Source organism: Georgenia sp. Marseille-Q6866 (assembly GCF_965111665.1).
In genome coordinates this window covers 89999-114684 of the sequence record NZ_CBCOOR010000012.1, presented here as the reverse complement: position 1 = coordinate 114684, position 24686 = coordinate 89999, and the positions used below count along the sequence as shown (strand labels likewise).

Below are 24686 nucleotides of genomic sequence, written 5' to 3'. Positions count from 1 at the left end.
CGCCGACTTAGCCGACATCGGAAGTGCGCCCGTCATGTCGTGCAGGGCCAGGGAAATCGTGACAGAGGAACTTGAGAATGACATGGCGAACCCGTTCGACATCAGCCGCGCTGAGGGCGGAACCGCTCGGCAAAGAGATCCCGCTGGCGAATAGTTTCTCGGCCGTTCCCGTGACATATCGCCGAGTGTTCGCGAAGACTGGTTGCAGATGCATGGGATTCCATAGAGGGCGCGCCTCGATGCCATGATTCGCGAGGTGGGAAATTAGGTCATCGTTAGACCAGCCGGAGGCCGTCGCGTCCACTATTAGAGACGTCAGCCAGTAGTTATCGCGCGTTAGTCCGCCGTCGGTCGACTCGTCGGGCTGCCCGAAAATCGTCACTCCCGCCACGTCCTCGAACAACTGCTTGTACTCGGATCGATTTGCCCTCCGGCGCGCGATCATATCGTCGAGCCGACTCAGCTGTGCCCGGCCGAGGGCGGCGAGGATATTCGATAGACGGTAGTTGTAGCCGATGTCAACGTGCTCGTAGTGCACAACTGGCTGACGTGCCTGAGTGGCGAGGTACCGCGTTCTCGAGGCCATCTCAATATCATCGGTGAGGAGCATGCCTCCTCCTGACGTCGTCATGACCTTGTTGCCATTGAAGGACAAGATGGCCGCGTCGCCGAAGCTCCCGGCAGGCCGACCGTTCCGCCACGCGCCGAGCGACTCCGCGGCATCGGACAGAACGGGAATTCCAGCGCGTTCGGCGACGTCGCTAATGCGTTCGTAGTTCGCCACCTTGCCGAGGAGATCGACGGGCACGATCGCCGCAATGTTCTTTCCTTGGGCGCGAAGGTCGGTGACTGCGTGGTCCAGAAGGTCCACGTCGATGTTGCCGGTCTCGTCACAATCGACGAAGACGGGTTCGGCGCCAGTGTAGATGATGGCATTGGCGGTCGCGGCGAAGGTCATTGTGGCGGTGACCACCACGTCGCCAGGGCCGACCCCGAGGTTGAGTAGGCCGAGGTGTAGGGCCGCGGTTCCCGACGAGAGCGCCACAGCGTGCTTTCGACCGGTGTAAGTCGCAACCTCCTCCTCGAAGGCGTCGACCTCCGGGCCGAGCGGAGCAATCCAGCCTCCGCGGAGTGCGCGCAGGACAGCCTCCTCCTCAGCGGGCCCGGTGTCCGGGGGTGAGAGCAGGATTCGGTGGTTCACCTGTAGTGCTCCTTGTCATCCGGCTGGTTCGACAGTCGAACGACGCCGTCTGGGGGTGCGTCGTGGTCACGGTGGTTGTCGAGCTCGTCAGGGTTGATAGCTGGCACGGCGACGTGAGAGATGAGGGGGTGGTGTGGGCGCAAGCCCGTCTCGCTCTCGCTGAAGAGGTCTTCGTGCAGCTTCTCGTTCGGGCGCAGCCCGGTGAAGACAATCTCGATGTCGTAACCGGAGTGGGTGACGAGCCGCCTTGCAACGTCGAGGATCTTCACGGGCTCACCCATGTCGAGTACGAGAACCTCTCCGTCGCTCCCAATGGCGCCGGCTTGAATGACGAGCTCGCTGGCTTCGGGGATGGTCATGAAGTAGCGGGTCACCTCGGGATGGGTCACGGTGATGGGACCGCCGCGTTCGATCTGCTGCCGGAACGTGTGGAGCATCGAACCTCGGGAGCCGAGAACGTTCCCGAAACGCACCGAGAGGTAGGTGCCGCTCGCATACTGGCCGTACCAGGCGGTGAGCTGCTCTGCCAGCCGCTTGGTCTTGCCGAGGACGCTTGTCGGATTTGCCGCCTTGTCGGTCGAGATGTTGACGAACTTCTCCACACCGAACTCCGCCGAGAGCTCGAGGAGGTTCTGCGTGCCGATGACGTTGGTCTTCCACGCCTCATCCGGGTACTGCTCGAGCATCGGTAGGTGCTTCAGTGCGGCGGCGTGGAAGACGACCTCAGGGCGGTGGCTCTCGAAGATCCTCCGTAGTGCGTCCTTGTCACGGATGCTCGCCAGCGCCATGTCCGGCGTGTCGAGGAGCGCCTTGCCGTAGATCGAGAGCTGCACTCCATGTAGAGCTGACTCGTCGCGATCGAGGAGGATGAGGTCCGCGGGGCCGAACTTGTGCACCTGACGGGCAAGCTCTGATCCGATGGAGCCGCCGGCTCCGGTGACGAGGACGCGCTTGTCGGTGAGGTAGTCGGCAATAGTAGCGATATCAGTGCGGATTTGGCGGCGCCCGAGGATGTCAGCGATGTCGACCTCCTTGACATCGCTCAGCCTCACCCGGCCTCCGAGGATCTGGCTGAGCGGCGGCAGCAGGAGGAACTTCATCCCGGAGCCCTCGACGATGTCGGCGACTTCGGCGATCATGGTCTTGCTCGCCGCAGAGATCGCCAGGATCACCGTCGTGACGTCGCGCTCCCGCGCGCGGCGCACGATGTCGTCGCGGCCGCCAAGCACTGGGGCGTTGAACAGGCTGAGGTGGCGCTTGCCCGGGTCGTCATCGATGAAGCCGACCACTCGGTAAGGGGATGACGAGTCCATCTCGATGAGGCGCAGGAGCTGGTAGCCGGCGTCTCCCGCGCCGTAGATGAGGACGTTCTCCGTGTCCTCGGTCGACGGGCGCTTCGGGGTCGTCCACGCGCGGTACGCCCACCGGCCTGCGGCCATGAACATGAGGGCGAAAGGCGGCGCAAGCAGCGCGATGCTCCGCGGGAAGAGTTCGAGGCCGCCGATGAAGACGAAGGCGACGATCAACGCGAGCGCAACGATCACCATGGACAGGAGAAGACCGAGGCTCTCCTCGAAACTCCCTACGCGGTACTTCCCGCGGTAAAGCTTGAGGAGCGTGCCCACGACGATCTGAGCCCCGCATGCGAGGGCGACGTAGAGAAACACCGTGCTCCACTGCCCGGCGTTGAGGTAGAACTCGTGACGCGTGCCCACGATGAGCGCGACAGCGATTACCCAAGCGACGCAGTCCCACAGTACGATCGCGCCTCTTCGAGCCAGCGTCCCCCCGGACAAATGATCCTCCTTATAGCATGTGCGCCGAGTGCGGATCGAGCGGCACGAATCCTCAGCATTCAAGGACCTCGATCCCTAGGCAGCATACGGGACACCCGTCGCCCACTGCGCAGCGTGATCGGGGCCACAGCAACGGGTAAGGCGCCTATAGCTCAGGTACGGCTGACGACGGCCTTCTGCATGCGACCCAGCGTTTCCCGCATGTCGTGGCGTACGGGCGAAGGCGGCGACGTTGTCGTCGTTGGGGAGGACCATCTGTCTGAGGCCGGGGGTGTTCCGGCCCTTGGCGGCGGTCACGGCGGTGATGGTGTGGCCGGCGGTGCGCGCGTCGAGTGAGGCGTAGAGGGTTGTGGGGTGGGCGGCGGTGCGGGCGCGGCTGAGACAGGCCATCGAGTTGGACGAGGAGCGGGCGACGTCGTCAGGTAGCGATCTCCGCGACAGGTGGGCGCGCACGCCGGGCCATAGCCTTTCCTCCATGCAGCCGGTGCTCAACGTCGTCGCCGCGCCGGACTCCTTCAAGGGGAGCCTCAGCGCGCTGCAGGTCGCGCGCGCCATGGCCGACGGAGCGCGTCGCGCACTCGGTCCGGGGGCGAACATCTCCGCGGTGCCGATGGCCGACGGCGGTGAGGGCACCCTCGACGCGCTGCTCGATGCCTGGCACGGCCGCGAACTGCGCCACGACGTCACCGACGCCCTTGGTCGGCCGCGGACCGCCAGGTACGGGCTCTCCGCGGACGCGACGAGGGCGGTGATCGAGGCGGCCGAGGCCAACGGGCTCCCGCACGTGCGCGACGTCGCCCTCCAGCCCCTGCGCGCGGACTCTGCCGGCGTCGGTGCGCTCGCGCGCGCCGCCCTCGAGGCCGGGGCGCGGGAGATCCTGCTCTGCATCGGTGGCTCCGCCACGACGGACGGCGGCACCGGCGTCCTCCGAGCGCTCGGCGTGCGCTTCCTCGACAGTGACGGCCGCCCCACCAAGCCGGGCGGGGGAGGGCTCGCCGCCATCGACCGCATCGAGCTCGACGACCTCCACCCGCTCGCCCGCCAGGCCAGCTGGCGCATCGCCGTCGACGTCGACAACCCGCTCGTCGGCGAACGCGGCGCGGCCGCCGTCTTCGGCCCCCAGAAGGGCGCAACGCCGTCGGACGTCGCCACCCTGGACGCCGGCCTGGCGCACCTCGCCACGCGGCTCGCCGACGTGACGGGCACCGACGAGGCCGCGATCCTCCACACGCCGGGCATGGGTGCCGCCGGTGGTCTGCCCGCGTCGCTGTCCGCGGTCCTGGGTGCGGAGATCGTGCCGGGCTCGCGGCTGGTGGCGGACGCCGTCGGGCTCCCCGCCGTGCTCGCCGACGCGGACATCGTGCTCACCGGCGAGGGGAGCTTCGACGCGCAGTCCCTGCGCGGAAAGGTCGTCGACGGCGTCCGGGACTGCGCTCCCGACGGCGCGGCGATCGTCGTCGTCGCCGGTCGGGTCGAGCTGTCGGCGGCGGAAGCCGCCGCGGCGGGACTGGCCGCGGCCGTGTCCATCGCCCGTGGGCCGGCCACCGAGGACGAGCTCCGGGAGGGCGCCGCCGAGCTCGTCGCCGAGGCGACCGAAGCCGTCTGCCGCCTCCTCGCCCGCAGCCGCCACTGACGACCACCACGTGCAAGGGAGCACCTCATGATCGACGTCCTCATCCTCGTCGCGCTCGTCGCGGCCATCGTGTTCGCGACGGCGAAGCTCAAGATCTCCCCGTTCCTCGCCCTCATCGGGGCCGCGGTCATCGGGGGCTTCGCCTTTCGCCTGGCTACCGCGGACATCGTGCCGACGATCCTCGGGAGCTTCGGCAACACACTGGGAACATCGGCCTCGTCATCCTCTTCGGGACGATGATCGGGCTGGTGCTCGAGCGGTCCGGGGAGCCATCTCGATGGCGGACGCCCTCATCAGGGTGCTCGGGACCCGCTTTCCCAACCTCACGATGAGCGTCATCAACTACATCGTCGCGATCCCGGTGTTCTGCGACTCCGGCTACATCACCCTCAACTCGCTGCGCAAGGCGATCGCGGTGCGCGCGAAGGTCTCGCCGGTGGGCATGGCGGTGGCGCTCATGTCCGGCCTGTACGCGACGCACACCATGGTGCCGCCCACCCCTGGTCCGCTGCCGGCGGCCGGTGAGCTCGGTGTCATCGAGGACCTCGGGCTCGTCATCGGGCTCGGCCTGCCCATTGCGGCTGTGGCAGCGCTCGCGGCCCTTGTCTACGCGAGCAGCCTGCGCAAGAAGAGCTTCGAGCTGCTGCCGAAGAGCGACGGCGAGCCGGAGCTCGACCAGTCCTACGAGGAGCTGCGCGCCAGCTACGGCAAGCTGTCCCCGGCGCCGCTCGCGTTCCTGCCGATCCTCGTGCCGATCATCCTCATCTGCCTCGCGTCACGGGCAAGCTCGAGCAGTTCAACGACATCGTCACCGGCTTGATCGGCGTGGCCGCCCCGATCCTGCTCATCACCGCCGCCGGTGCCGCCTTCGGTGGCGTGCTCGGCGCGAGCGAGCTCACCGGGTTCATCGCCGACAACCTCAGCACGCTCGGGCTGGGCATCTTCGTGCCCTTCATCATCGCCACGGCGCTCAAGACGGCGCAGGGCTCCTCGACCGTCGCGATCATCACGACGGCGGCGCTTATCGCCCCGATGCTCGAAAGCCTCGGCCTCGACGGGACGATGGGCGACGCGCTGATGGTGTTCGCGATCGGTGCCGCCGGACGCCGTGTTCGCGGTCGAGACGCCCTCGTGCTGCGCGTCGGCCCCGGCTTCGCGGAGGCGCCCACGCGCGGCCCGCGCGAAGGCCTCACCCGGAGGGACCGCCCATCGTCGAGGCGTCCTCCATCGACGAGCTGCTAGACATAGGGGACGTCATCAAGACCCTGGTCCGCAGCCCCGCATCCGACCCCGACGAGATGCTCGAGACGGGCCGCGCCGAGGCCGGACACGTCGTGAGCGTAACCCGCTCCGGCGTCGCCAAGCCGCTCCTCGAGCTCGGCCCGCTGCGCGTCACCAAGGCCTCGACCTTTGCCGAGTACGCGCGTACTCGCGGCATCGACCAGGTCGATGTCGTCGTCTTCGGGGACATGCCCAACGACGTCGAGATGCTCCGCTGGGCCGGCCACGGCTTCGCCATGCACGGCGGTCACCACGAGGCGCTGGCCGCAGCGCCCCACGTCGCCCCGCCCGTCGAGAACGACGGCGTCGCCCAGGTGCTCGAGACCTTTCTCGCCCCCGCCCCACCCTCACGCCCTCCGGCGACAGCTGAGCTGTCCACGTCACAACTCAGCGCTCGGCGAGAGGCGCGGGGGCAATCTCAGAGCCCGATTGTCGACGCTCAGCCCGAGGAAGACGGCAGCCCGGAGGGGCGGCTGTGATGCGGACACAGGGCCGATCCTCTCAGCACCGACCGACGGCACCCCCAAGTCGAAGCCGACGGTGACCGCTCCAGTTCCGCGTGCCCATCCCCTGCGGAACGCGGCTGGCATGAACTTCGAGGAGAACTACGAGGTCGTGCGGACGGACCCGTGGCCGGTTCGGCTATCGGGACATCCGGACAGGTGCGACTGTGCCGGGATTGCGGCTGGTCCGCGCGCGCAGTACCGGCTGCCGTCAAACGGCTATCGGCCTCGGCAGAGGCGCCGAATCCCACCTTCGACTCAGCTCGGAGTGCATCGCACGGGCAATCTGCGGGCGGCGAGGAGACGCTCTTTGCAGACGAGAAGCCCTCGATTCTGAAACCAATCTGGCTCTTCGGACATTCGGTGGGGATCAGGTCTTGAGTCCTCCGGCGGCGAGGAGCAGGCGGAGTCGGTAGTTGGTGAGGTTGCGGTAGCCGCGGGCCAGGCGGCGGTGGAGTTCGATGATGCCGTTGATGGCCTCGGTGCCGCCGTTGTTGGAGCGGCCGGTGGTGAAGTAGGCCAAGAACGCGTCCTTCCAGCGTCGCAGAGTCCGTCCCAGGCGGGCGATCTCGGGAACCGGGCAGGTGTGGAAGATCGTCAGGATGCGTTCGGCCATCGCCCGGCCGGCTGTCAGGTCGGCGCAGCGGTAGGCCGCGCGTAAGTCCTGGGAGCATCGCCAGGCGAGGTAGACGGCCTGGTGTGCCTCGTCGGCCTCGATGGCCGCAGCGAGCCGGTGAAGCTGGCGCTCGGTGAGGTTCTCCGCGCCCGCGCGCAGGATCTTCTGGATGCCGTAGAGCGGGTCGCCCTTGCGGCCGCGGTGGCCCAGGGTCTCTTGCTGGACGCGGCGACGGACCTCATCAACGGCCTGGGTGGCGAGCTTGACGACGTGGAAGGCGCCAGCACGGCGGTCGCGTCGGCGAGCTCGTTGGTGATCGCGGTCTTGTATCCGGCGAAGGGGTCCAGTGCCGCGACCTGGACCCCGGCACGGAACTCCTCGGATTGGGCGGTGAGCCAGTCGGCGTAGGCCTTCCCCGAGCGCCCGGGCACCAGGTCCAGCAGCCGGGCGCGGACCTTGCCGTCGGCGTCGCGGGTCAGGTCGACCATGCCGGTGAGTTCCTTGGCGCCGCGGCGCCGCACATCGACGTGGTGCCACAGGTGCTCATCGACCCCCAGGGAGATGACGCCTTGGAAGCGGGACTCATCGGCGGCCAGCTCCTGCAGGCGGGGCTTGATGGCGCGCCACAGCGTCTTCCAGTCCACCCCCAGCTGCCGGGCGAGCCCTTCGACGGTGGCGTGCTCGCGTCGTAGCTGGCCGATCGCCCATCCCACCGCCCTGCTCGTCAGCGAGGCCCGCGATGCGACGAGGGCGGGGACTTGCTCGACGAACGTGCCCTTTGGGCAGGCCGGGTCGGGGCAGCGCCAGGTGCGCTGACGCCAGATCACCCGCACTGGCACGATGCCCGGCACGTCATGCAGCTCTCGGCGCCTGCGTCCTCGGCTGGGCGCGATGACGCCGCAGGTCGGGCAGCCCATCAGCTGCCAGGGCGTGGAGACGGTGATGGTCAACAGCGCGTCGGTGCGCTCAGCGATCTCCACGTTGAGCTCGGGGATGCCCAGGATTGTGTCGCAGCGCGCAGGGATCAGTGGTGGGCGCATCGCTGCACCCCGTAGCGTTGGTCAACGTCGAGGTCCTCGGGACGAACGGTTGCTTGGTCGCTACCGATCATCGAGGACCTCGACCCCTACCCGCCCTCAGCTACCGCCGCGAGTCCCGCTCCCCACCAGATGTCCGAACAGCCGCCAATCTGCGGCCGACGCGATGCTTCGGCTGGCATCATGCGATGCGTGGACACCACACCGATCTTCGCACTGGTGGGAGCCGTGGTCGGCGCAGCGATCACCGCAAGCATCACCTGGCTGAACGGGCGCAAGCAAGCGGACGAGGGAAGGAATCTGGCTCTTCCGGAATGAGGGTGTAGAGGCGGTGTCGGCCGGGCGCCCAGCGCGAAGTGGCGTGTCGGGGGCCGGGTAGGGGTCGAGGTCTTCCGATGATGGGGGTTCCTACGCCAACCCATCGGGAAGACCTCGACGTGTCTGACGCTACCTTCGCTCGCCCTGACCTGACCAAGTTCGCACGCCTGGACGAGCTCGGCCTCGAAGTCATCGGGCAGCGGCTCGAGCCGGATCGCGCGGTCCTGGCATGCCGAGTCGTGGAGCCCGATGAGTGGTGCCGGCGCTGCGGCTGCGAGGGCGTCGCGCGTGACACCGTCACCCGTGAGCTCGCGCACGAGCCGCTGGGTTGGCGGCCCACGACGCTGCTGCTCACCGTGCGCCGCTACCGGTGCACCGGGTGCGGACATGTCTGGCGCCAAGACACCGGTGCCGCGGCCGAGCCGCGAGCCAAGCTCTCGCGCCGGGCTCTGCGGTGGGCGCTGGAGGGCATCGTGTGCCAGCACCTGAGCGTGGCCCGCATCGCCGAGGCACTGGCGGTCTCGTGGGACACCGCCAACGCCGCGGTGCTGGCCGAAGGGCGCCGAGTCCTGATCGAGGACCCGACCCGGTTCGACGGCGTAAGAGCCATCGGCGTCGACGAACACGTGTGGCGCCACACCCGCCGCGGGGACAAGTACGTCACCGTCATCATCGACCTCACCGGCATCCGCGACGGGACCGGCCCCTCCCGGCTGCTCGACATGGTTGAGGGCCGCTCCAAGCAGGCGTTCAAGACCTGGCTCGCCGACCGCCCGCAGGCCTGGCGCGACGGCGTCGAAGTCGTCGCGATGGACGGCTTCACCGGGTTCAAGACGGCGACCGTCGAAGAGCTACCCGAAGCCATCGCGGTCATGGACCCCTTCCACGTCGTCCGCCTGGCCGGGGACGCTCTGGACCAGTGCCGCCGCCGCGTCCAGCAAGACATCCATGGCCACCGCGGCCGCAAGGGCGACCCGCTCTACGCCGCCCGCCGCACCCTGCACACCGGCGCCGACCTGCTCACCCAGAAGCAGACCACGCGGATCGAGGCGCTGTTCACCGGTGAGGACCACGTCCAAGTAGAGGCCACCTGGGCCGTCTACCAGCGCATGATCTGCGCCTACCGCGAGCCCGACCGGGCCAAAGCACGCGACCTGATGACCCGCCTGATCGACTCCCTCAGCGGCGGTGTCCCGGCGCCCATGACCGAGCTCCGCACCCTCGGCCGAACGCTCAAGCGTCGCGCCGCCGACGTCCTGGCCTACTTCGATCGCCCCGGCACGTCCAACGGCCCCACCGAAGCCATGAACGGACGCCTCGAACACCTACGCGGGTCCGCCCTCGGCTTCCGCAATCTCACCAACTACATCGCCCGATCACTCCTCGAGGTCGGCGGATTCAGACCTCGACTACACCCTGGATTCGGATGAGCCAGGAATCTTCTCGCTGTCAAGACTCGGGAAGAATCCCGAGCAGCGCTTGCGGCGCGGGCCAGTGAGTACCTCGCAGCGGCATACCATAGCGTACTCGCATTGCGAGACGTTGCGCTCGCCCCTATGGAACACAAGCGCACAGTGGCGAAAGTCGAGGTCTGGCCGACGGTTGATCGGGTGAACCGTGCGCTTGTACACATCGAAATCAACGATTCGGCCGCTCTGGTACAGGCCGCTAAGGAGCTCGACGCGGCAATGATGCTCCTAGATCAGAACGCGACGTCGTCGGTTCATGACCTCGACAGCTGGCGCACTACTCGCGCCGAAATAATCGGCGACTTACCGGAGAGAGTTAAGGACGCCGCTCGAGTGCAGTTGCAGGAACTCAAGGATCACTAGTCGCGTACACAATCACCATGCTGGGACGTCTGACCCAACGCCGCGGTGATTCCCGGTGAACGAATCGACGTCAGTTGCCGGCGGGTATATTAGTTCGATCCTTAGGCTGTCGCCAGCCTTCGGGCACTCGGTCATCGGCGATGCCCGCGTTGAACGACGGCAAATGGTGCTCTTCGACGTTCACCACGCGGGATCCGGCTGAGCTGGGAGACGACCCAGAAGTATGAGTCGTTGGCGTGGGACACCACCATCGCGCCGGCACCGATCGCGAACACCATCAGCACGCCGCCCATCGTCCCGTCGAGGCCGAGGCTCTCGAATGTCTAGCAGCTCGTCGATGGAGGACGCCTCGACGATGGGCGGTCCCTCCGGGTGAGGCCTTCACGCGGGCCGCGCGTGGGCGCCTCCGCGAAGCCGGGGCCGACGCGCAGCACGAGGGCGTCTCGACCGCGAACACGGCGTCCGGCAGCGCTGCGGTGAAGCGCTCAAGAGTTTCGGTGAGCTGCTCGAGCGGGATCGCCTTGAGCTCGATGGCGGTGTCAAGGCGTCGTAGCAACGCTGTCGGTGAGTAGTCGTTCGAAGGCTTCGCGTGGGGTGAGGTATCCGAGGACGGCGCGGGGGCGTTCGTTGAGCTCTTCGGCGATTGAGGTCAGGTAGGGCTGGTGGGTCGGGATCGCGGTGCCCTTGGGCAGGTACTCGCGGATGAGGCCGTTGGTGTTCTCGTGGGTGCCGCGTTCCCATGGGGAGTGGGGGTGGGCGAAGTAGACCGGCATGTTCGTCGCCAGGGTCAGGGCGGCGTGCTTGGCCATCTCGCTGCCCTGGTCCCAGGTCAGGGACTTGCGCATCATCGCGGGCAGCTCGTCGGTGTTGTCGATCAGGGCGTCGGCGAGGTGCTCGCTGTCCTTGCCCGCCGGCAACGCCAGGATCGTGGTGAATCGCGGTGCGCTCGACCAGCGTCGCGGCCGCGGACCGGCCGTGGGCGCCGATCACCAGGTCCCCTTCCCAGTGTCCTGGCACGCGCCGCTCTGCCAGGTCCTCGCGGTCATCGATGCTGACCGTCCCCACGATCGGGGCACCGCGCTGGCCCAGCGGCCTGGGTGCGCGGCGGCGGGTGCGCCGGGACCGAAGCATGATTCCGTGCGCGGTGAGCTCGCCCTTGGGCAGGGCGTAGATGAACCGGTAGATCGCCTCGTGGCTGACCGTCTTACCGCCGGCTGGCACCGATCCCTTCATCAGGCCCACGCTGTCGTTCCGGGCCTCCAGGTGCAAGCGGCCGGCGATCTGACGCGGGGTGCGTGAGTGCTTCAGGTCGGCCAGGACCCGGGCGCGGAGCACGGGGTCGGCCTCGACCTTCCCGGTCTGGGGCCGGGACCGGCGCCGCTGGGCGCGGCAGTCAGCGGTGACCATCTTGTACCCGCGCGTCTTCGTCGAGTTACGCCGGATCTCACGCGAGATCACCGACGGGGAACGGTCGAGGTGCTCGGCGATCCTGCGCACTGTCCACCCCGCCTTCAGACCCGTGGAGATCTCCGCCCTGTCCGTCGCCGTCAGCATCCTGCGCACCGCATGCAACCCCTCGCCCGGCCAGCGCTGTTGCTACGACGCTATGACATCGCCGATGGGCTCCAGCGACTGGGCGTCGACGACCATCGCCCCGTCGGCGGCGATGACCGGACGAGGAGCGTAGATGGTGCACATGAGGACGTAGGGCTATGACGGTAGTGCGCACAACGTTGGTCAGTTGACGCAACCAGTGGCCGACGAGTCATTGAGCAGAGTGATGTGTACGCTCGCAGGCGTGATCCTCTGGCTGGCCAACCTCTTATCAGCGGTAACCCCGCAAACCCGGTGGTTCGGTTTACGGCGAGCGGCCTATCGTGCCGCGGGGGTGGACGTCGCCGGCACCGCCGAGGTCAACGGCACCGTCCGGATCCACTATCCGAACGTGTCGATCGGCGAGCGAACGTGGCTCGGCGCGGGTGCGCAGGTCATTTCGACGTCGATAGCCAAAGTGACGATAGGTGCCCGCTGCGACGTCGGTCCGGGGGTCATGCTCGTTGCCGGTACGCACACTATCGGCGGCCACGAACGGCGGGCCGGTCCCGGGGACTCTGCTCCGATCAGTATCGGGGAAGGGACTTGGGTCGGTGCCCGTGCTCTTTTCCTCGCCGGCACCGTCGTAGGTGCCGGGTGCGTAGTCGCGGCTGGGGCGGTGGTGCGGGGAGAGTTCCCCGACGACGTGCTCATCGCTGGTGTGCCTGCCGCGGTCGTACGTCACTTCTGAGCGCGTTGGCGGCGGTTCCACACGGCCGCCGGTGCCGCCCGACGCCCGGATCGGCCGTTTCGCGTCGCGCCGTGTCCGGTGGCGCCGCCGCTGCGGTACTCGTAGGAGTACCGGTCGCGCTCCTTGCGCTGGACCTTGTTGAGTACGACGCCGAGGACGTGTGCCTCCACCGTCTCAAGAGCGTCGAGTGATGCGCGGAGCTGCTGCTTGTGCAGACCGTCAGCGCTGGCGACGACGATGGTGCCATCGGCCATCCGGCTGAGGATCGCGGCATCTGTTACCGGGAGCAGCGGAGGGCTGTCGAGAATGACGACGTCATACGTCGCGGCGAGATCCGTCAGCAGGCGGGCCATCGCATCAGAGCCGAGCAGCTCGCTCGGGTTCGGAGGGATGCCTCCAGAGGGCAGGATGTCGAGGCGTGTATCGCCCCAGGGCTGCACGGCGTCCGCCACCTCGGCGCGGTTGATGAGCACGGTGGTGAGGCCGACAGCGCCCTCGAAGCCGAGGTAGTCGGCGACGCTAGGAAGGCGCAGGTCGGTGTCGACGAGAACGACGCGTGAGCCGGCGTCGGCGAGGGACACCGCCAGGTTGATCGACGTCGTCGTCTTGCCTTCTCCGGCGATGGACGAGGTGACGACGATGGATCGGCTACGACCGCCCAAGTTCACGAACTGCAGGTTGGTCCGCAGCCGCCGAATCGCCTCTGCGCGGGGGCTCATGGGGGCGTCATGCATGAAGACTGGATGGTCCGCCTCCGACTCCGCGACCGGCACGGTGGCCAGCCGCGTCGCGTCGGTGACCGCGGCGACGTCGGCTTCGGAACGAACCTTCGTGTCGAGCATCTCCCGGAGGAGGGCGAGGCCTACGCCGAGCACGAGTCCCAACACGAGGCCGATTGCGAGATTCTCGAGCAGCTTGGGGGAGGAAGCGTTCTCGGGGACCTCCGCTTCCTCGAATATCGTTGCGCGGACCGACTCCGTCCCGTCGGGACGCTCGGGCGAGAGCCCACCGACGGACGCGGTGAGCTGGTCGGCTACGGCATTGGCAAGGTCGCGGGCGCGCACCGGGTCCGGGTCACTGGCAGAGACGACGAGAATGGTGGTGTCCTCGGCGACCGTGACCGTGAGGGCCTCGGCGAGGTCCCGTGCCTCCACATCGGCACCGCCGAACATCTCGGCGACCGGGTCGAGCACAAGGGGCGAGCTGGCGATGCGGGCGTAGGACGCCATCTGCTTCTCCGTGAAGGTTGACCCTTGGGCGAGGTCGGTGACCGACTCCCCGCCCTGCACCGCAAAAAAGGTGCTCGTCGTCGCCGTGTACTGCGGGGTCGAGAGCAGCGTCACGCCAGCCGCACCCGCAACGGTCATGACCATAACGACCACGACGGTGAGCCATCGGCCGCGTAGTGCGTTGAAGTAGTCGCCTAGTAACATTCCAGCCCCAGTTCTTCCTGATCGCCCGTCGGGGAATCCAACCACAGCCCTATTCCCCTTCTGTCCCGTGTTGTCGTGCACTTTCCGTGCCAGCGAGGTCTTGACCACCCGCCAAGCGGCGGTGGTCGTCGTACAGGTCGAAGATGGTGGGGCCGTCCTGCCGTGCCCGCCACGACTCGTAAGCGACGCTCGCAGCACTTCGTAGTGACCTGGATTCTGCGCGCACTCGCCGTGCGTAGTCGTCGACGGCCCGCGTCCAGCACTCGACGGTCGAGGGCGAGACGACGACCCCACCGCCCCCGGCGAGCACGTCCGTCCACGGCGTCGCATCGGATGTCAGCACAGGACAGGAAGCGGACAATGCTTCCGCAATGACGTGCCCGAAGTTCTCCCCGCGGGTGGGAAGGACAAGCGCATCGTATGCGCCGATGGTTGATCGGACGGCCTCCGGCGCAAGCGGGCCGCGGAACGTCACGCGGACGTGCGCCGGCAGCTGCTGGGCGAGCCTGCGGCAGAGGGTGACGTGCTGAAGGTCCTCCTCAGCACCGAACACGTCCAGCTCGAGCGCTTCGCTGACCTTGGCGAGCGCTCGCAGCGCGACGTCGAGGCCTTTCATCGGCACGAGTCGGGAGACGAAGACGAAGCGCGGGATCGTGCGAGCAGTGTCCCTAGGAGGAGCCGCTTTTGGGGGAAGATCGGTCTCGTTGGGGCGGACGAGGACGGCGGGAGCCCCGGGAATCGTCCCCTGGATGTCGGCCGCCTCCCGCTCGCTCGACGCATGCCAGACCGTGGCGTCGTCCAGCCCGATGAGACGTGCCACTGCCATGAGCGCCCGCTTCTTCGCCGACTTGATCCCGAGGGCGCCGGCGCTTAGCTCGCCCCGGGGCGCGAGGATGAGTGCCGCCGCCCCCCACCAGTGCAGCCGGTGGAGCAGCCTCGGGAGGAGCGAGAAGCGCGGGCTGAAGTACGAGTTGAGGTAGATGATGTCGGGCCGACGGCGTCTCAGCTCCCTCAGGGCCGACCAGTACCTGCCGGCACGATCGGCCGAGGCGTAGTACACCTCCACAGCGTCGCGGTGGAGCCACTGGTCGGACGGGACGTCGAGCCGGGTTGCTTCGCCGAGGTCGCGGTTGCTCGTCAGGACGAGGACCTCGTGCCTGTCAGCAGTGATACGTGCGAGAGCGTGCATTGTCCGGATCGGCCCACCCCCGAGGTAGGCGGGCGGGTAGCCAGGTGCGAGGACACCGATCCTCACAAGGCCCACCGCCCCGTCAAGGTGGGACGCCAGGAGTCGACATCGGTGGCCAAGTTTCCGTCGGACGCCGCGGGTGCCCACCTGGCGACCAAGATCCAGGCTCCAGCGAACACAAGGAGGAAAGGGCTGGACGGGGAGAGGAGCCAGCCCTCGAACAGGCTGTGGAACAGGCCCGCTGCGGCGAATACCGTCGCGCGGCCCGACACGAGGCTCGCCCTGAGGACCAGAACAGCCTGCAGAGCGACGCAGAGCAGACCGAGAGCCCCTCCGTTGCTCAGCGCCCGGAGCGGCGAGGAGGCGATGATCGAGGACTCGCTGTTGAGGCCGACACCCCACAGCGGACTTGTACGGGAATCGGCCAGTGCGGTGGCGAGAGAGCTCGAGCGGGAGTCCGTCGTGCGGAGCAAGCCCTCGAGGGGGCCCATCGGGACATCGAGTCGGGTCACGACCACCACACCGAGCACGAGCGCGACTGCCAGCGATGCCACAAGCCCGTACCGGCGCCGCCTCAGCAGCTCGAGCAGCCCAATGGTCACGAGCGCAAGTGCACTCGCCCGGCTCGCCGACCACATGAGCGCGACGGCGGACAAAACGAGGGACAGTCGAGACCAGCGAGTCGGGACGAGGATGGCGAGACCTCCCAGGAGAAAGGCGAGGAATCCGAGGCCGTTCGCATTCTCGAGCAACCCACGCAGCCGGCCGCCCTCGATCCCCAGGTCGGGGCGCACGACGGCGACCGCGAGCGAGCCGGCGACGCTACCCGCCAGCCCGACGGCCAGCCCCCTGCGCAGATCGGTGACGGTGAGATGACTGCCCGTCGAAACCACGAGGACGGCAGGCAGGCACAGGGCGACGAGATATAGCGCGAGCTGGTTCCACTGTCCGTTCGGTGCCGTCGTCAGGACGACGTACGTGGCCAACGGAGCACACAGTGCCAGGGCCCACCGCCCGGCGAGGGCCGGTGCCCCGGCTGGCCGGGGCACCGGAGATGTGAGTGCGGCGAGCGCGATCAGTGCGACGCCGGCTGGGCGTGCGGCCACACCGGCAACGGGGACGGTGAGGACACCGGCCGAGGACACAACCAGGAAGAATCCCGTGCCGCACAATAGGGGAACTCGGGTCTGCGGATGATTGAGCAGCAGCGCAGCCCAGACCAGTACCGCCGCAATCGCGACCGCGGGGACGAAGATGCTCATCGAGCCTCCTGCTCCGCGAGCCATGGAGGGGCGGTGTGCACGTCTTCTAGGAGCAGTTGGTGAAGGTACGGCGACACGGCTTTCGGCGAGATGCGTTCCTGTGACCACTGCCGGATCTGCTGGCGCCGCTCGGTGGGAGGGGGACCGTCAGCCAGCTCGTCACTTATCGCGCTCGCGAGTGACCCCACATCTCCCGTACGGAACACGCGACCCCGGTTCGAGTGGGCGACGAGCAGCGACGAGCCGGAGCGGTCACTCACGACCGCCGGGGTTCCCACCATGAGCGCCTCGTTCGTAACCGCGCCCCACCCGTCGTACCGGCTCGGAAGGACGAGAAGGTCGGACCGGGCAATCAAGGCACGGACGGCGGCGTTCTCGTGGCTCTCGCAAACGCGCACGCGGCTCTCCAGCCCGTGGTGTGACACTGCGTGCCGGACGTCGTCGCGGAGCGGCCCGGAACCCACCACGGTGAGGCGGACGTCCCGGAGGGAGGCCACGGCCTCGACGAGGAGCAGCGGGTCCTTGCGTGGACTGAGGGTCCCAACGAATATGACCTCGGGAATCGCAGCGGCGTCCCGCACCGCCGGAAGCTCCGCGTCCGACACTGAGTAGATGAACTGTGCGATACGGGCGGCGGGGATGCCCGCCGAGGCGAACTGGGCGGCGGCCAGCTTGCCGATGGCGAGGACGCTGTCGATGTGCCGGCGGCTGCCCAGCACCCGGGCCGTGTAGCGCGCGCGGCGGAGCAGCTCACGGGCTCCGCGGGGGTCCCAAGACTCGGTCATGACCGAGAGATGCCTGTGAGTCCCTGCGGCGAGGGTGCGGAAGGCCGTGCTCACGGCCCGGTTGGACCCGAGGCCGGTGAAGACGTGGGCACGGTCCGGCCGTGCCGACTCGGCAAGTTCCCGGATGGTGCCGAGGTCGTCGGCGATGCAAAGCGTGGCGGCGCCGTAGTCCGGCCGATGCCAGCCCATGGCCCGACGTGCGGCGTTGTCCGCGCTGGGCACCACGACCCGCACTCGTAGGCCGTCGGCGGCGAGGGCGGCCATGAGCGGCGCTTGGTGGATCGAGGGCGAGTTCTGCCAGAACGTCACGTCATACATGTCGCGCACGGAGCCTCCTCAGCAGCACGGCGCCCACCAGCGAGGCCACCGCCGCGCTGACAATAGTGACGACGGTGGGAGAGGGGTTGGTGAGCAGAGCGAGAAGCGCAGCCGTCGCCAGCCCGGTGGTCAATGCCAATCGTCGAAAGGGGCGATAGGTCCCGGAAGCCACAAACAAGACGTGGATGCTCGGCATCGCAACCACTCCAAAGGCAGCGCCAGGGAGGCCGAGCTGGAAGACCAGAATGGCGACGAGTGCGGTACCGGCGAGGACGGCGAGTAGGGTCCTGCGCGAGAGTGAGCGAACTTCTAGCCGGAACTGGTGCTCCCAGCTCGCCGTGATGGCCAGCGCCGCAATCGCCGTGGCAATGGTTACGGCAGGCAGGAGTGAAAGGTCACGCAGGTTCTCGGCGACAGCGAGCCGTACCAGCCGGTGGTCGCCTGTGCTCGCTACGGCGAGGACCCCGGCAGTAGTCGCGATGATGAGGAGGGCCGTGTTTGACATCGCTGTATAGACATCCTCGTGTCGTCCGACGTCCCAAGCTTGGCGTAGACGCGGGTATGCCACAGTCGTGAGGAGCCCTAGGGCGGAACCACTCGTGAGCGCCGCGAACTGAGCCATCGCAGCGAAGCGCCCGACGGCTTCGGGGGCCTCCGCTAGAGGCAGCATGACGAGCACCGCATTCCCCATCAGTGTGATTGCGGCCGAGGTGAGAGCGAGCTGTACGCCGAAAGTCAGCCGCCAGGGCCTACCGTGACCGGCACGCCCCAGGGCGCCAAGGCGCGGGCCAGCGAGGAGGGCTGCGACGCCGCACGTGAGCCCGGCGATCGCCATGGATGTGTCGGCGTTGCCTGTGGTGGTGATCAGGGTGATGAGTACAGTCGTGCGCACTGTTGTGCTCACAGCTATCGCGCCGGCGTAGGACCACGGCTTCATCCAGCCCAGCCAGGCGGTGGCAACGAACCGACTCGCCGCCACACCGAAACCCCAGCCCGCTATCGCGAGCGCGTACTGCCAGTCCCCTCCGAGTGGGTAGCTGATGGCTAGGAGCATTATGGCGATTGCGATGACCGTGCCATATGTGCGTCTGGCGGCGTACCCATAGTTTGTGCGATTTTCCGCCGTGCCCGGGAATCGTTGGAACGGAAGGACGTGCACCTCGGTGCAGACGCTGAAGTACGTAGCGACAGCGATAGCCACCGCGAGCTTTCCGTAGTCTTCAGGCTCCAGCAGTCGGGTAAGAATAGGGAGTTGGACAGCCGCGGCGACAAGCGAAGCCAGCCGCGCGGTTGTGACGGCTGCTGCTGATGCCAGCGCAGTTCCCGTCCGCCTCGCCGTTCTCCCGTCTACCCCTGCCGCCCCAGTGTCCATCTAGCGTCGAATCCCCGCACGTTCGTGATGCGTAGCGACGGTCGAGCGGATGAAGTTGATTACCCGGCGGGAACTGTCGGTGATCTCGTACTCGGCGGGTACAGTCGCAGGCCCATGGGTGGCGAACTGGTCGAGAACCAGGCGGACGGCGTCGACGACGTCGGCTGGGACGAGACCGGTGGCGACGATTGTGCCCGTGTCGAAGGCCTCAGGACGCTCGATGGCGTCGCGGATGGTCACGGCCGGGAAGCCGATGATGGCTGACTCCTCGGAGATCGTGCCGGAGTCGGAGATAACGCACAATGCGTGGCGCTGGAGCGCTACGTAGTCGTGAAAGCCGAGGGGCTCGTGGAGCCGGATGTTCTCAGCGATGTCGAGCCGGTGCGCCTCGATCCGCTTCCGCGTCCGCGGGTGCGTCGAGACCAGGACGGGGACGTTGAACTCCCGCGCGACGGCGGCGAGGGAGTCGAGCACGCCCCTGAGCCGTTCCTCCGTGTCGACGTTCTCCTCGCGGTGAGCGCTCGCGACCACGTACCCGTCCGGATACAGACCGAGGCGTGCGAGGACGTCGCTCTCCGCCTCCTGGGGCGCGTAGTGCTCGAGTACCTCTCGCATCGGTGAGCCCATGAGAACGACCCGGGACGGATGCAGGCCCTCGCCCAGGAGGTTGCGGCGTGAGTGCTCGGTGTACACAAGGTTGTAATCGGCCACGTGGTCGACAACATGACGGTTGATCTCTTCGGGCACGTTGGGGTCGAAGGACCGATTGCCGGCCTCGAGGTGGTAGACCGGGATCTTAAGGCGGCGTGCCATCAACGCGGAGATGCAGCTGTTCGTGTCGCCGAGAACGACCATGGCGTCAGGGCGCTCCTCGAGGAGGACGCGCTCCGTGCCTCGAAGGACGTCACCCAGCACCGCGCCGAGCGAGGAGGTGTCGGCGTCGAGAACGTGGTCGGGAGCTCGCAGACCGAGGTCGTCGAAGAAGATCTCGTTGAGGGTGTAGTCGTAGTTCTGTCCGGTGTGGACGAGGACGTGGTCGGCGTGTGCCTCGAAGGCGGCGATGATCCGCGACAGGCGGATGATCTCCGGCCTCGTTCCTACGACCGTCATGATCTTGAGGCGGCCCGCCATTACACGTCCTCGGGAAAGGTGTCGGTGTCCTCAGGATCGAAGAGCTCGTTGGCCCAGAAGATCGTGGTCAACTCGTTGTCCCCGGTGTTCGTGATGCTGTGGGCCCAGAGCGTCGGCATGTCGACGGCCACGGGCTCCTCACCTGTGACGTCGAAGTGCCTCGTCTTGTCACTGAGTACCTTACGGAGCGAGATCCGCGCGCGGCCGGAGACGACGACGAAACGCTCCACCTTGCGCAGGTGGAGATGCTGCCCGCGCGTCACGCCGGGGCGAGTTGTCGAGACGAAGGTCTGCCCCGCCCCACCGTGGACACGAGCCGTCTCGACCAGGGCGCCACGTGCGTCCGTGTGCCGGAGCAGCGGGATCGGCAGGTGCTCACGAACCATCGCCGCGCGCAGGGTGTTGAATAGGTCGGTCTCGAGCCGGTTCGCGAGCGGGGGGATCTCACCCGTGCGGTAGTGGGCGTGCTGGCCCTGCAACGTGCTGAGGACATTGCCGACGGTTGTCCGCGTCCCTCGTGGTCGAACCTCGTGCGAGGTTCCGGTCATGGCGTCGATGAGGACCTGCGCAGCGGCCTGCGCGTGCAGGAGCTCGATCTCCCGGTCGCTGATCTCGGGAGTCTCCCCACGGGTGACCGCCGCGACGAAGGTGGCGACGAAGGAGTTGTATCCCGCCCGTCCGTGCTCCCCGAAGAGATTCGGGAGCGCGACGTCGACGAAGCGCGATCCTGCGTCGGCCGCCGCACGGGCAAGTCTCGTGGCTGCTTCGCGTTTGCCCGCACCGTAGGAGGTGTCCTCGCCTGCTCTCACCGAGTTCGCGAACACGACGACCGGGCGACGACGGCTCAGCCTGACGGCGGCGGCGACGTCATCGGCGAGGCTGACGTTGCCGTCCTCCACCTCCCGGCCCGCGCCTCGGTTGACGCCCGCGAGGTGGAGGACGGCGTCAGCCTCGTTGATCGCCTCTGTGAGCTGGAGCCAGGTCGGCCGAGAGATCGGGACGACCGTGTGCGTGGTGAGGGCACGCAGGCGTGCACGGGTGTGCCAGCCGAGAAAGCCGTCGGCTCCGGTCACGACGATCCGCATCAAGCAAGCACCTTCGCCGTGCGCTGCCGCACCGTCGGACGCGCCTGCGGCTCGTAGAGCGGCGGAACTCCTGGGACCGGCAGCAACTTTCGCATCTCCGGGAGCGTCAGAAGGAGGTCGATGGTTCGGGCGAGTGACAGCCGGTCGGTGTTCTCCGAGGTGTAGTCGTCCAGGCAGGCCGTCTGGTGCTCACCCTGCTCCACGTACGCCGCGTAGTTCAGCCCGCGGCCGTCGAGCGGAACTCGGAAGTAGTCGCCCTGGTCCTGTGCGGAGACGATCTCCTCACGGGTGAGGAGCGTCTCGTGGAGCTTCTCGCCGTGGCGGGTGCCGAGGACGTCGATGGCAGGGTTGTCGTTGCCCAGGATCGCGGCGACTGCACGGGCGAGAGTCTCCACAGTGCTGGCCGGAGCCTTTCGGACGAAGAGGTCCCCGGGCTCCGCGTGGAGGAAGGCATGGTTGACAAGGTCTACCGACTGGTCGAGCGACATGAGGAAGCGAGTCATCCGCGGCTCCGTGACGCTCAGGGCGCGCCCCTCCTGGGCCTGCTTGGCGAACAGCGGGATGACCGACCCTCTCGAGTACATGACGTTGCCGTACCGGGTGACCGAGACGACGGTCCGGGACTTCGGGTTGTTCCGGGCGAAGGCCTGAGCGGTCTTCTCCATGAGCGCCTTCGACATGCCCATCGCGTTGACCGGGTACACGGCCTTGTCGGTGCTGAGGCAGACGACCGAGCGGGCGCCGGCACGCGAGGCCGCCTCGATGACGTTGTAGCTGCCCTGGACGTTGGTCTTGACCGCCTGCTCGGGGAAGAACTCGCACGAGGGGACCTGCTTGAGAGCTGCCGCGTGGAACACGAAGTCAGCACCGGTCATCGCACGTTCGACGCTCTGCGAGTCACGGACATCACCGAGGAAGAGCCGCAACCGGGGATCGTCGAAGCGGCGACGCATGTCGTCCTGCTTCGCCTCGTCGCGGCTGAGGACGTGGACGGCAGCCACGTCCTTGCCGAGGAGGTCACGGACCATCGTAGAGCCGAAGGAACCCGTCCCACCGGTGATCACGACGGTGGCACCGCTGAGCCCGTTCATCGCCGCGCTCCCTGCGGACGGCTGCTCGCGGTTTCGAGGATCGCACGGAGGCGCGAGAGGTTGTCCTCGCGACCCATGTGCTGGTCGTAGTACCGGCGTGCCTTGTGGCCCCGCGACTCGAGCTCGGAGGAAGTCGTCGCACCGATCCGACCGAGCGCACGCCGGATGGAATCGACGTCGTCAGGATCGGCTGTCCAACCAGCCCCCGAGGCGTCGGCAGCACGGGCGACGTCCCCGGAGGCGATCGCGAGCAGTGGCATACCGGCGGCGAGGATGCCCTGGACCTTGCTCGGCATCGTGTACGAGAAGAGTGGGTCCGCGCCGAGGGATGCGACCTGGACGTCGAACTCCCCCTGTAACGCCTCGAACTCTTCCCTGTCCAGCCGCTCACGGAAGTAGACGTTCGAGGCGCCGGTCTCCTTTGCGACCTGTATGAGGCGGGGCTTGTCCACCCCGTCCCCGATGAGCGTGAGATCGATCGTCGGGGAGGCGGCCGCAGCGCGGACAAGGGCTTCCAGGCCCTGGGCCCGGCCGTGGTTGCCGGCGTAGAGCACCCGGACGGGGCCGGTCCGGCGGATGGTGTGCGGGGGCGCGGGCTGGGGATCGTCACGCCAGTTGTAGACGAGCGTGAGCTTCTCGCGCGGCACGCCGCGGGAGACAAGGACGTCGACCATACCGGGCGAGATCACGCAGATGTGCGCCGCATGCCGGTAGAGCACCCGGCACATGAGGTCGAGCGCTCCTCTGGCGCGTGCGACGAGCGGTGTGCCGAAGCCCGCGGCGAAGACCGAGTCTGGCCAGAGGTCCTGGATCACAAGGACGTAGGGAGTCCGGTGAAGCAACTTGCCCACGAGGGCAGGCAGCCCGGACGTGGCGGGGGAGGAGTAGACGAGTGCGACGTCCGCGGACCGCAGGGCTCGCTGACCCAGGAGCGTCGACGAGACGGCCCAGCTCAGGTACGTGGCCATCCGGGCGACCACCGACGAGGAGTGGCTCGGATACTCGGGGGTTCGGGACACGGAGATGCCGTCCAGGTGCTCACGTACCGGCCGACCGGCCCGGTAGCCGCTGAAGACGCGCCCCGCAGGGTAGTGCGGCATCCCGGTCAGGACGGAGACATCGAAGCTGGAGTCACGGAGAGCCTGAGTGATGCGTTCTGCCACAACAGCGGGTTCCGGCGGATACCACTGGGTGACGAAGAGGCACGTGGTCCGGGTCGCACTCGAGGGTTTGGCACGGCCAGTGAGCCCTGGTGAGAGGTCTGCAGATCTGGTGGTCATCGGCGTTCTTCCATGTGGAGGACCGGCTCGCGACGGTGCGGCCGGGGGTGGTGCTGGGAGGAGCCGTCGTGCAGCTCGCCGAGCTGCTCTGGCGCCAACGGCGGCACCGTGACGTGGGAGATGAGAGGGTGACGGCCACGGACCGCCACCTCACCGGCGCTGAACAGCTCCTCGTGGAGCTTCTCGTTGGGGCGCAGCCCGGTGAACACCACTTCGACGCCCTGCCCAGACCGTGCGATGAGCTGGCGTGCGACGTCGAGAATCCGCACCGGCTGGCCCATGTCGAGCACCAGGACCTCCCCGTCACTACCCACAGCTCCTGCGTGAAGGACGAGCTCGCAGGCCTCGGGGATGGTCATGAGGTACCGGGTGACGTCGGGGTGGGTCACGGTGACAGGGCCACCGCGCGCGATCTGGCCGCGGAAGGTGTGGAGCACCGAGCCGCGTGAGTCGAGCACGTTCCCGAAGCGCACCGACAGGTACGTCCCGTCGGCGTTCTCCCCGTACCAGGCCGCGAGCTGCTCGGCTACCTGCTTCGTCTGCCCGAGGACACTCGTGGGGTTCGCGGCCTTGTCGGTCGAGATGTTGACGAACTTCTCGACGCCGCACTCGGCCGAGAGCACGAGGAGATTGTGGGTTCCGACCACGTTCGTCTTCCAGCCCTCGGCGGGATACTGCTCCAGCAGGGGGAGGTGCTTGAGCGCGGCAGCGTGGAAGACGATCTCTGGCATGTGCCGCTGGAAGACCTCGCGAAGCGCCTCCCTGTCGCGAATGCACGTGAGGACGATGTCCGGGGTGTCGAGCAGCGCCGACCCGTAGAGCGAGAGCTGTACCCCGTGCAGGGCCGACTCGTCGCGATCGAGGAGGACGAGCTCGGCCGGAGCGAAGCGGTGCACCTGGCGCGCCAGCTCGGAGCCGATCGAGCCGCCCGCGCCGGTGATGAGGACGCGCCGCCCCGTGAGGTAGTCCGACAGCCCGGCGATGTCGTGGTCGAGCGGCCTGCGCCCGAGCACGTCCAGCTGCGTGGCCTCACGGACCATCGCCTCGTCGAGAACCGCTGCGGAGGAGCGGAGGCCGGCGAGGCCGGGAGGGTTCGAGGTCGTGCTGGCCACGGCGAACCTCCTTCGGTCAGGTGTGTGATCGTGTGATAGAGACGAGGACGTCTCTGTCGACGGTCGCAGCATAAAGTCGGATTTCGGCGCGCTCGCGGACCGGGCGCGCACAACGCCGCTCGAACAG

Annotated in this window: 18 protein-coding genes and 4 pseudogenes; 7 read left to right on the top strand and 15 right to left on the bottom strand. The window is 67.7% G+C overall.

What is annotated here, in order from left to right; all coding sequences use genetic code 11:
* Window positions 1-7: 7 nt before the first annotated feature.
* Window positions 8-1201 carry a DegT/DnrJ/EryC1/StrS family aminotransferase gene (locus ACWPXV_RS11645; RefSeq protein WP_454085379.1) on the bottom strand — a complete coding sequence of 398 codons (1194 nt, stop codon included), beginning with the start codon at window positions 1199-1201 and terminating at the stop codon, window positions 8-10.
* On the bottom strand, window positions 1198-2997 hold the full coding sequence (locus ACWPXV_RS11640) for a polysaccharide biosynthesis protein (RefSeq protein WP_454085378.1): 1800 nt from the start codon (window positions 2995-2997) through the stop codon (window positions 1198-1200). The genes ACWPXV_RS11645 and ACWPXV_RS11640 overlap by 4 nt, the downstream gene beginning before the upstream one ends.
* Before the next feature lie 475 nt (window positions 2998-3472).
* Between ACWPXV_RS11640 and ACWPXV_RS11635 the strand changes: the two genes are divergently transcribed.
* The 3 genes and pseudogenes from ACWPXV_RS11635 to ACWPXV_RS11625 all read left to right on the top strand — a co-directional run bounded on the left by ACWPXV_RS11635 (window position 3473) and on the right by ACWPXV_RS11625 (window position 6390).
* Window positions 3473-4630 carry a glycerate kinase gene (locus ACWPXV_RS11635; protein ID WP_454085362.1) on the top strand — a complete coding sequence of 386 codons (1158 nt, stop codon included), beginning with the start codon at window positions 3473-3475 and terminating at the stop codon, window positions 4628-4630.
* Between the two features lie 27 nt (window positions 4631-4657).
* Window positions 4658-5728 (top strand): annotated as a pseudogene (locus ACWPXV_RS11630) (GntP family permease); the annotation flags it as partial.
* A gap of 110 nt (window positions 5729-5838) precedes the next feature.
* Window positions 5839-6390 carry an HAD family hydrolase gene (locus tag ACWPXV_RS11625; RefSeq protein ID WP_454085404.1) on the top strand — a complete coding sequence of 184 codons (552 nt, stop codon included), beginning with the start codon at window positions 5839-5841 and terminating at the stop codon, window positions 6388-6390.
* 394 nt (window positions 6391-6784) lie between these two features.
* Here the strand turns inward: ACWPXV_RS11625 and ACWPXV_RS11620 are convergent.
* Window positions 6785-8095, bottom strand: a pseudogene (locus ACWPXV_RS11620) (ISL3 family transposase).
* Window positions 8096-8259: 164 nt separating this feature from the next.
* Here ACWPXV_RS11620 and ACWPXV_RS11615 point away from each other — a divergent pair.
* From ACWPXV_RS11615 to ACWPXV_RS11605, 3 genes are all read left to right on the top strand, one after another.
* Entirely contained in the window at window positions 8260-8385 is a 126-nt protein-coding gene (locus tag ACWPXV_RS11615) for a hypothetical protein (RefSeq protein WP_454085377.1), read from the top strand.
* A gap of 119 nt (window positions 8386-8504) precedes the next feature.
* On the top strand, window positions 8505-9815 hold the full coding sequence (locus ACWPXV_RS11610) for an ISL3 family transposase (protein ID WP_454085376.1): 1311 nt from the start codon (window positions 8505-8507) through the stop codon (window positions 9813-9815).
* Between the two features lie 126 nt (window positions 9816-9941).
* On the top strand, window positions 9942-10217 hold the full coding sequence (locus ACWPXV_RS11605; RefSeq protein ID WP_454085375.1) for a hypothetical protein: 276 nt from the start codon (window positions 9942-9944) through the stop codon (window positions 10215-10217).
* A gap of 167 nt (window positions 10218-10384) precedes the next feature.
* Here ACWPXV_RS11605 and ACWPXV_RS11600 read toward each other — a convergent pair.
* Window positions 10385-10528: pseudogene (locus tag ACWPXV_RS11600) on the bottom strand (GntT/GntP/DsdX family permease); the annotation flags it as partial.
* 228 nt (window positions 10529-10756) lie between these two features.
* Window positions 10757-11771 (bottom strand): annotated as a pseudogene (locus ACWPXV_RS11595) (IS30 family transposase).
* A 244-nt stretch (window positions 11772-12015) separates the two neighbouring features.
* On the opposite strand from ACWPXV_RS11595, the gene ACWPXV_RS11590 reads away from it, so the two are divergent.
* The gene (locus tag ACWPXV_RS11590; RefSeq protein ID WP_454085374.1) at window positions 12016-12501 is read left to right on the top strand and encodes an acyltransferase; all 486 of its coding nucleotides are present in this window, start codon (window positions 12016-12018) and stop codon (window positions 12499-12501) included.
* Here the strand turns inward: ACWPXV_RS11590 and ACWPXV_RS11585 are convergent.
* From ACWPXV_RS11585 to ACWPXV_RS11540, 10 genes are read right to left on the bottom strand one after another with little or no spacing between them, the layout of a single operon-like run.
* Window positions 12492-13934 (bottom strand): polysaccharide biosynthesis tyrosine autokinase, encoded by a 1443-nt coding sequence (locus ACWPXV_RS11585; protein WP_454085373.1) that lies wholly within the window; start codon window positions 13932-13934, stop codon window positions 12492-12494. The two genes, ACWPXV_RS11590 and ACWPXV_RS11585, sit on opposite strands and share 10 nt — an antisense overlap.
* 49 nt (window positions 13935-13983) lie before the next feature.
* Complete coding sequence (locus ACWPXV_RS11580; RefSeq protein ID WP_454085372.1) at window positions 13984-15189, bottom strand: glycosyltransferase family 4 protein; 1206 nt, start codon at window positions 15187-15189, stop codon at window positions 13984-13986.
* Window positions 15186-16385 (bottom strand): hypothetical protein, encoded by a 1200-nt coding sequence (locus ACWPXV_RS11575; RefSeq protein WP_454085371.1) that lies wholly within the window; start codon window positions 16383-16385, stop codon window positions 15186-15188. The genes ACWPXV_RS11580 and ACWPXV_RS11575 overlap by 4 nt, the downstream gene beginning before the upstream one ends.
* Window positions 16382-17488, bottom strand: a complete 1107-nt coding sequence (locus ACWPXV_RS11570; RefSeq protein ID WP_454085370.1) for a glycosyltransferase family 4 protein — start codon at window positions 17486-17488, stop codon at window positions 16382-16384. The genes ACWPXV_RS11575 and ACWPXV_RS11570 overlap by 4 nt, the downstream gene beginning before the upstream one ends.
* Window positions 17481-18860 (bottom strand): lipopolysaccharide biosynthesis protein, encoded by a 1380-nt coding sequence (locus ACWPXV_RS11565; protein WP_454085369.1) that lies wholly within the window; start codon window positions 18858-18860, stop codon window positions 17481-17483. The genes ACWPXV_RS11570 and ACWPXV_RS11565 overlap by 8 nt, the downstream gene beginning before the upstream one ends.
* Complete coding sequence (gene wecB, locus ACWPXV_RS11560; RefSeq protein ID WP_454085368.1) at window positions 18861-19991, bottom strand: non-hydrolyzing UDP-N-acetylglucosamine 2-epimerase; 1131 nt, start codon at window positions 19989-19991, stop codon at window positions 18861-18863. It abuts the gene before it with no gap.
* Window positions 19991-21076, bottom strand: a complete 1086-nt coding sequence (locus ACWPXV_RS11555) for a polysaccharide biosynthesis C-terminal domain-containing protein (protein WP_454085367.1) — start codon at window positions 21074-21076, stop codon at window positions 19991-19993. The genes wecB and ACWPXV_RS11555 overlap by 1 nt, the downstream gene beginning before the upstream one ends.
* On the bottom strand, window positions 21076-22167 hold the full coding sequence (locus tag ACWPXV_RS11550) for a polysaccharide biosynthesis protein (protein WP_454085366.1): 1092 nt from the start codon (window positions 22165-22167) through the stop codon (window positions 21076-21078). The genes ACWPXV_RS11555 and ACWPXV_RS11550 overlap by 1 nt, the downstream gene beginning before the upstream one ends.
* Window positions 22164-23447 (bottom strand): glycosyltransferase family 4 protein, encoded by a 1284-nt coding sequence (locus tag ACWPXV_RS11545; protein WP_454085365.1) that lies wholly within the window; start codon window positions 23445-23447, stop codon window positions 22164-22166. The genes ACWPXV_RS11550 and ACWPXV_RS11545 overlap by 4 nt, the downstream gene beginning before the upstream one ends.
* Window positions 23444-24559, bottom strand: coding sequence for a polysaccharide biosynthesis protein (locus ACWPXV_RS11540; protein WP_454085364.1), 1116 nt, complete (start codon window positions 24557-24559; stop codon window positions 23444-23446). The genes ACWPXV_RS11545 and ACWPXV_RS11540 overlap by 4 nt, the downstream gene beginning before the upstream one ends.
* Between the last annotated feature and the right edge of the window lie 127 nt (window positions 24560-24686).

Bases quoted from the DNA above. Each gene is read 5' to 3' on its own strand.
- ACWPXV_RS11575 (WP_454085371.1), bottom strand. From the start codon at position 16,385: ATGAGCATCTTCGTCCCCGCGGTCGCGATTGCGGCGGTACTGGTCTGG.
- ACWPXV_RS11555 (WP_454085367.1), bottom strand. From the start codon at position 21,076: ATGCGGATCGTCGTGACCGGAGCCGACGGCTTTCTCGGCTGGCACACC.
- ACWPXV_RS11565 (WP_454085369.1), bottom strand. From the start codon at position 18,860: ATGGACACTGGGGCGGCAGGGGTAGACGGGAGAACGGCGAGGCGGACG.
- ACWPXV_RS11545 (WP_454085365.1), bottom strand. From the start codon at position 23,447: ATGACCACCAGATCTGCAGACCTCTCACCAGGGCTCACTGGCCGTGCC.
- ACWPXV_RS11585 (WP_454085373.1), bottom strand. From the start codon at position 13,934: ATGTTACTAGGCGACTACTTCAACGCACTACGCGGCCGATGGCTCACC.
- ACWPXV_RS11605 (WP_454085375.1), top strand. From the start codon at position 9,942: ATGGAACACAAGCGCACAGTGGCGAAAGTCGAGGTCTGGCCGACGGTT.
- wecB (WP_454085368.1), bottom strand. From the start codon at position 19,991: ATGGCGGGCCGCCTCAAGATCATGACGGTCGTAGGAACGAGGCCGGAG.
- ACWPXV_RS11570 (WP_454085370.1), bottom strand. From the start codon at position 17,488: ATGTATGACGTGACGTTCTGGCAGAACTCGCCCTCGATCCACCAAGCG.
- ACWPXV_RS11550 (WP_454085366.1), bottom strand. From the start codon at position 22,167: ATGAACGGGCTCAGCGGTGCCACCGTCGTGATCACCGGTGGGACGGGT.
- ACWPXV_RS11635 (WP_454085362.1), top strand. From the start codon at position 3,473: ATGCAGCCGGTGCTCAACGTCGTCGCCGCGCCGGACTCCTTCAAGGGG.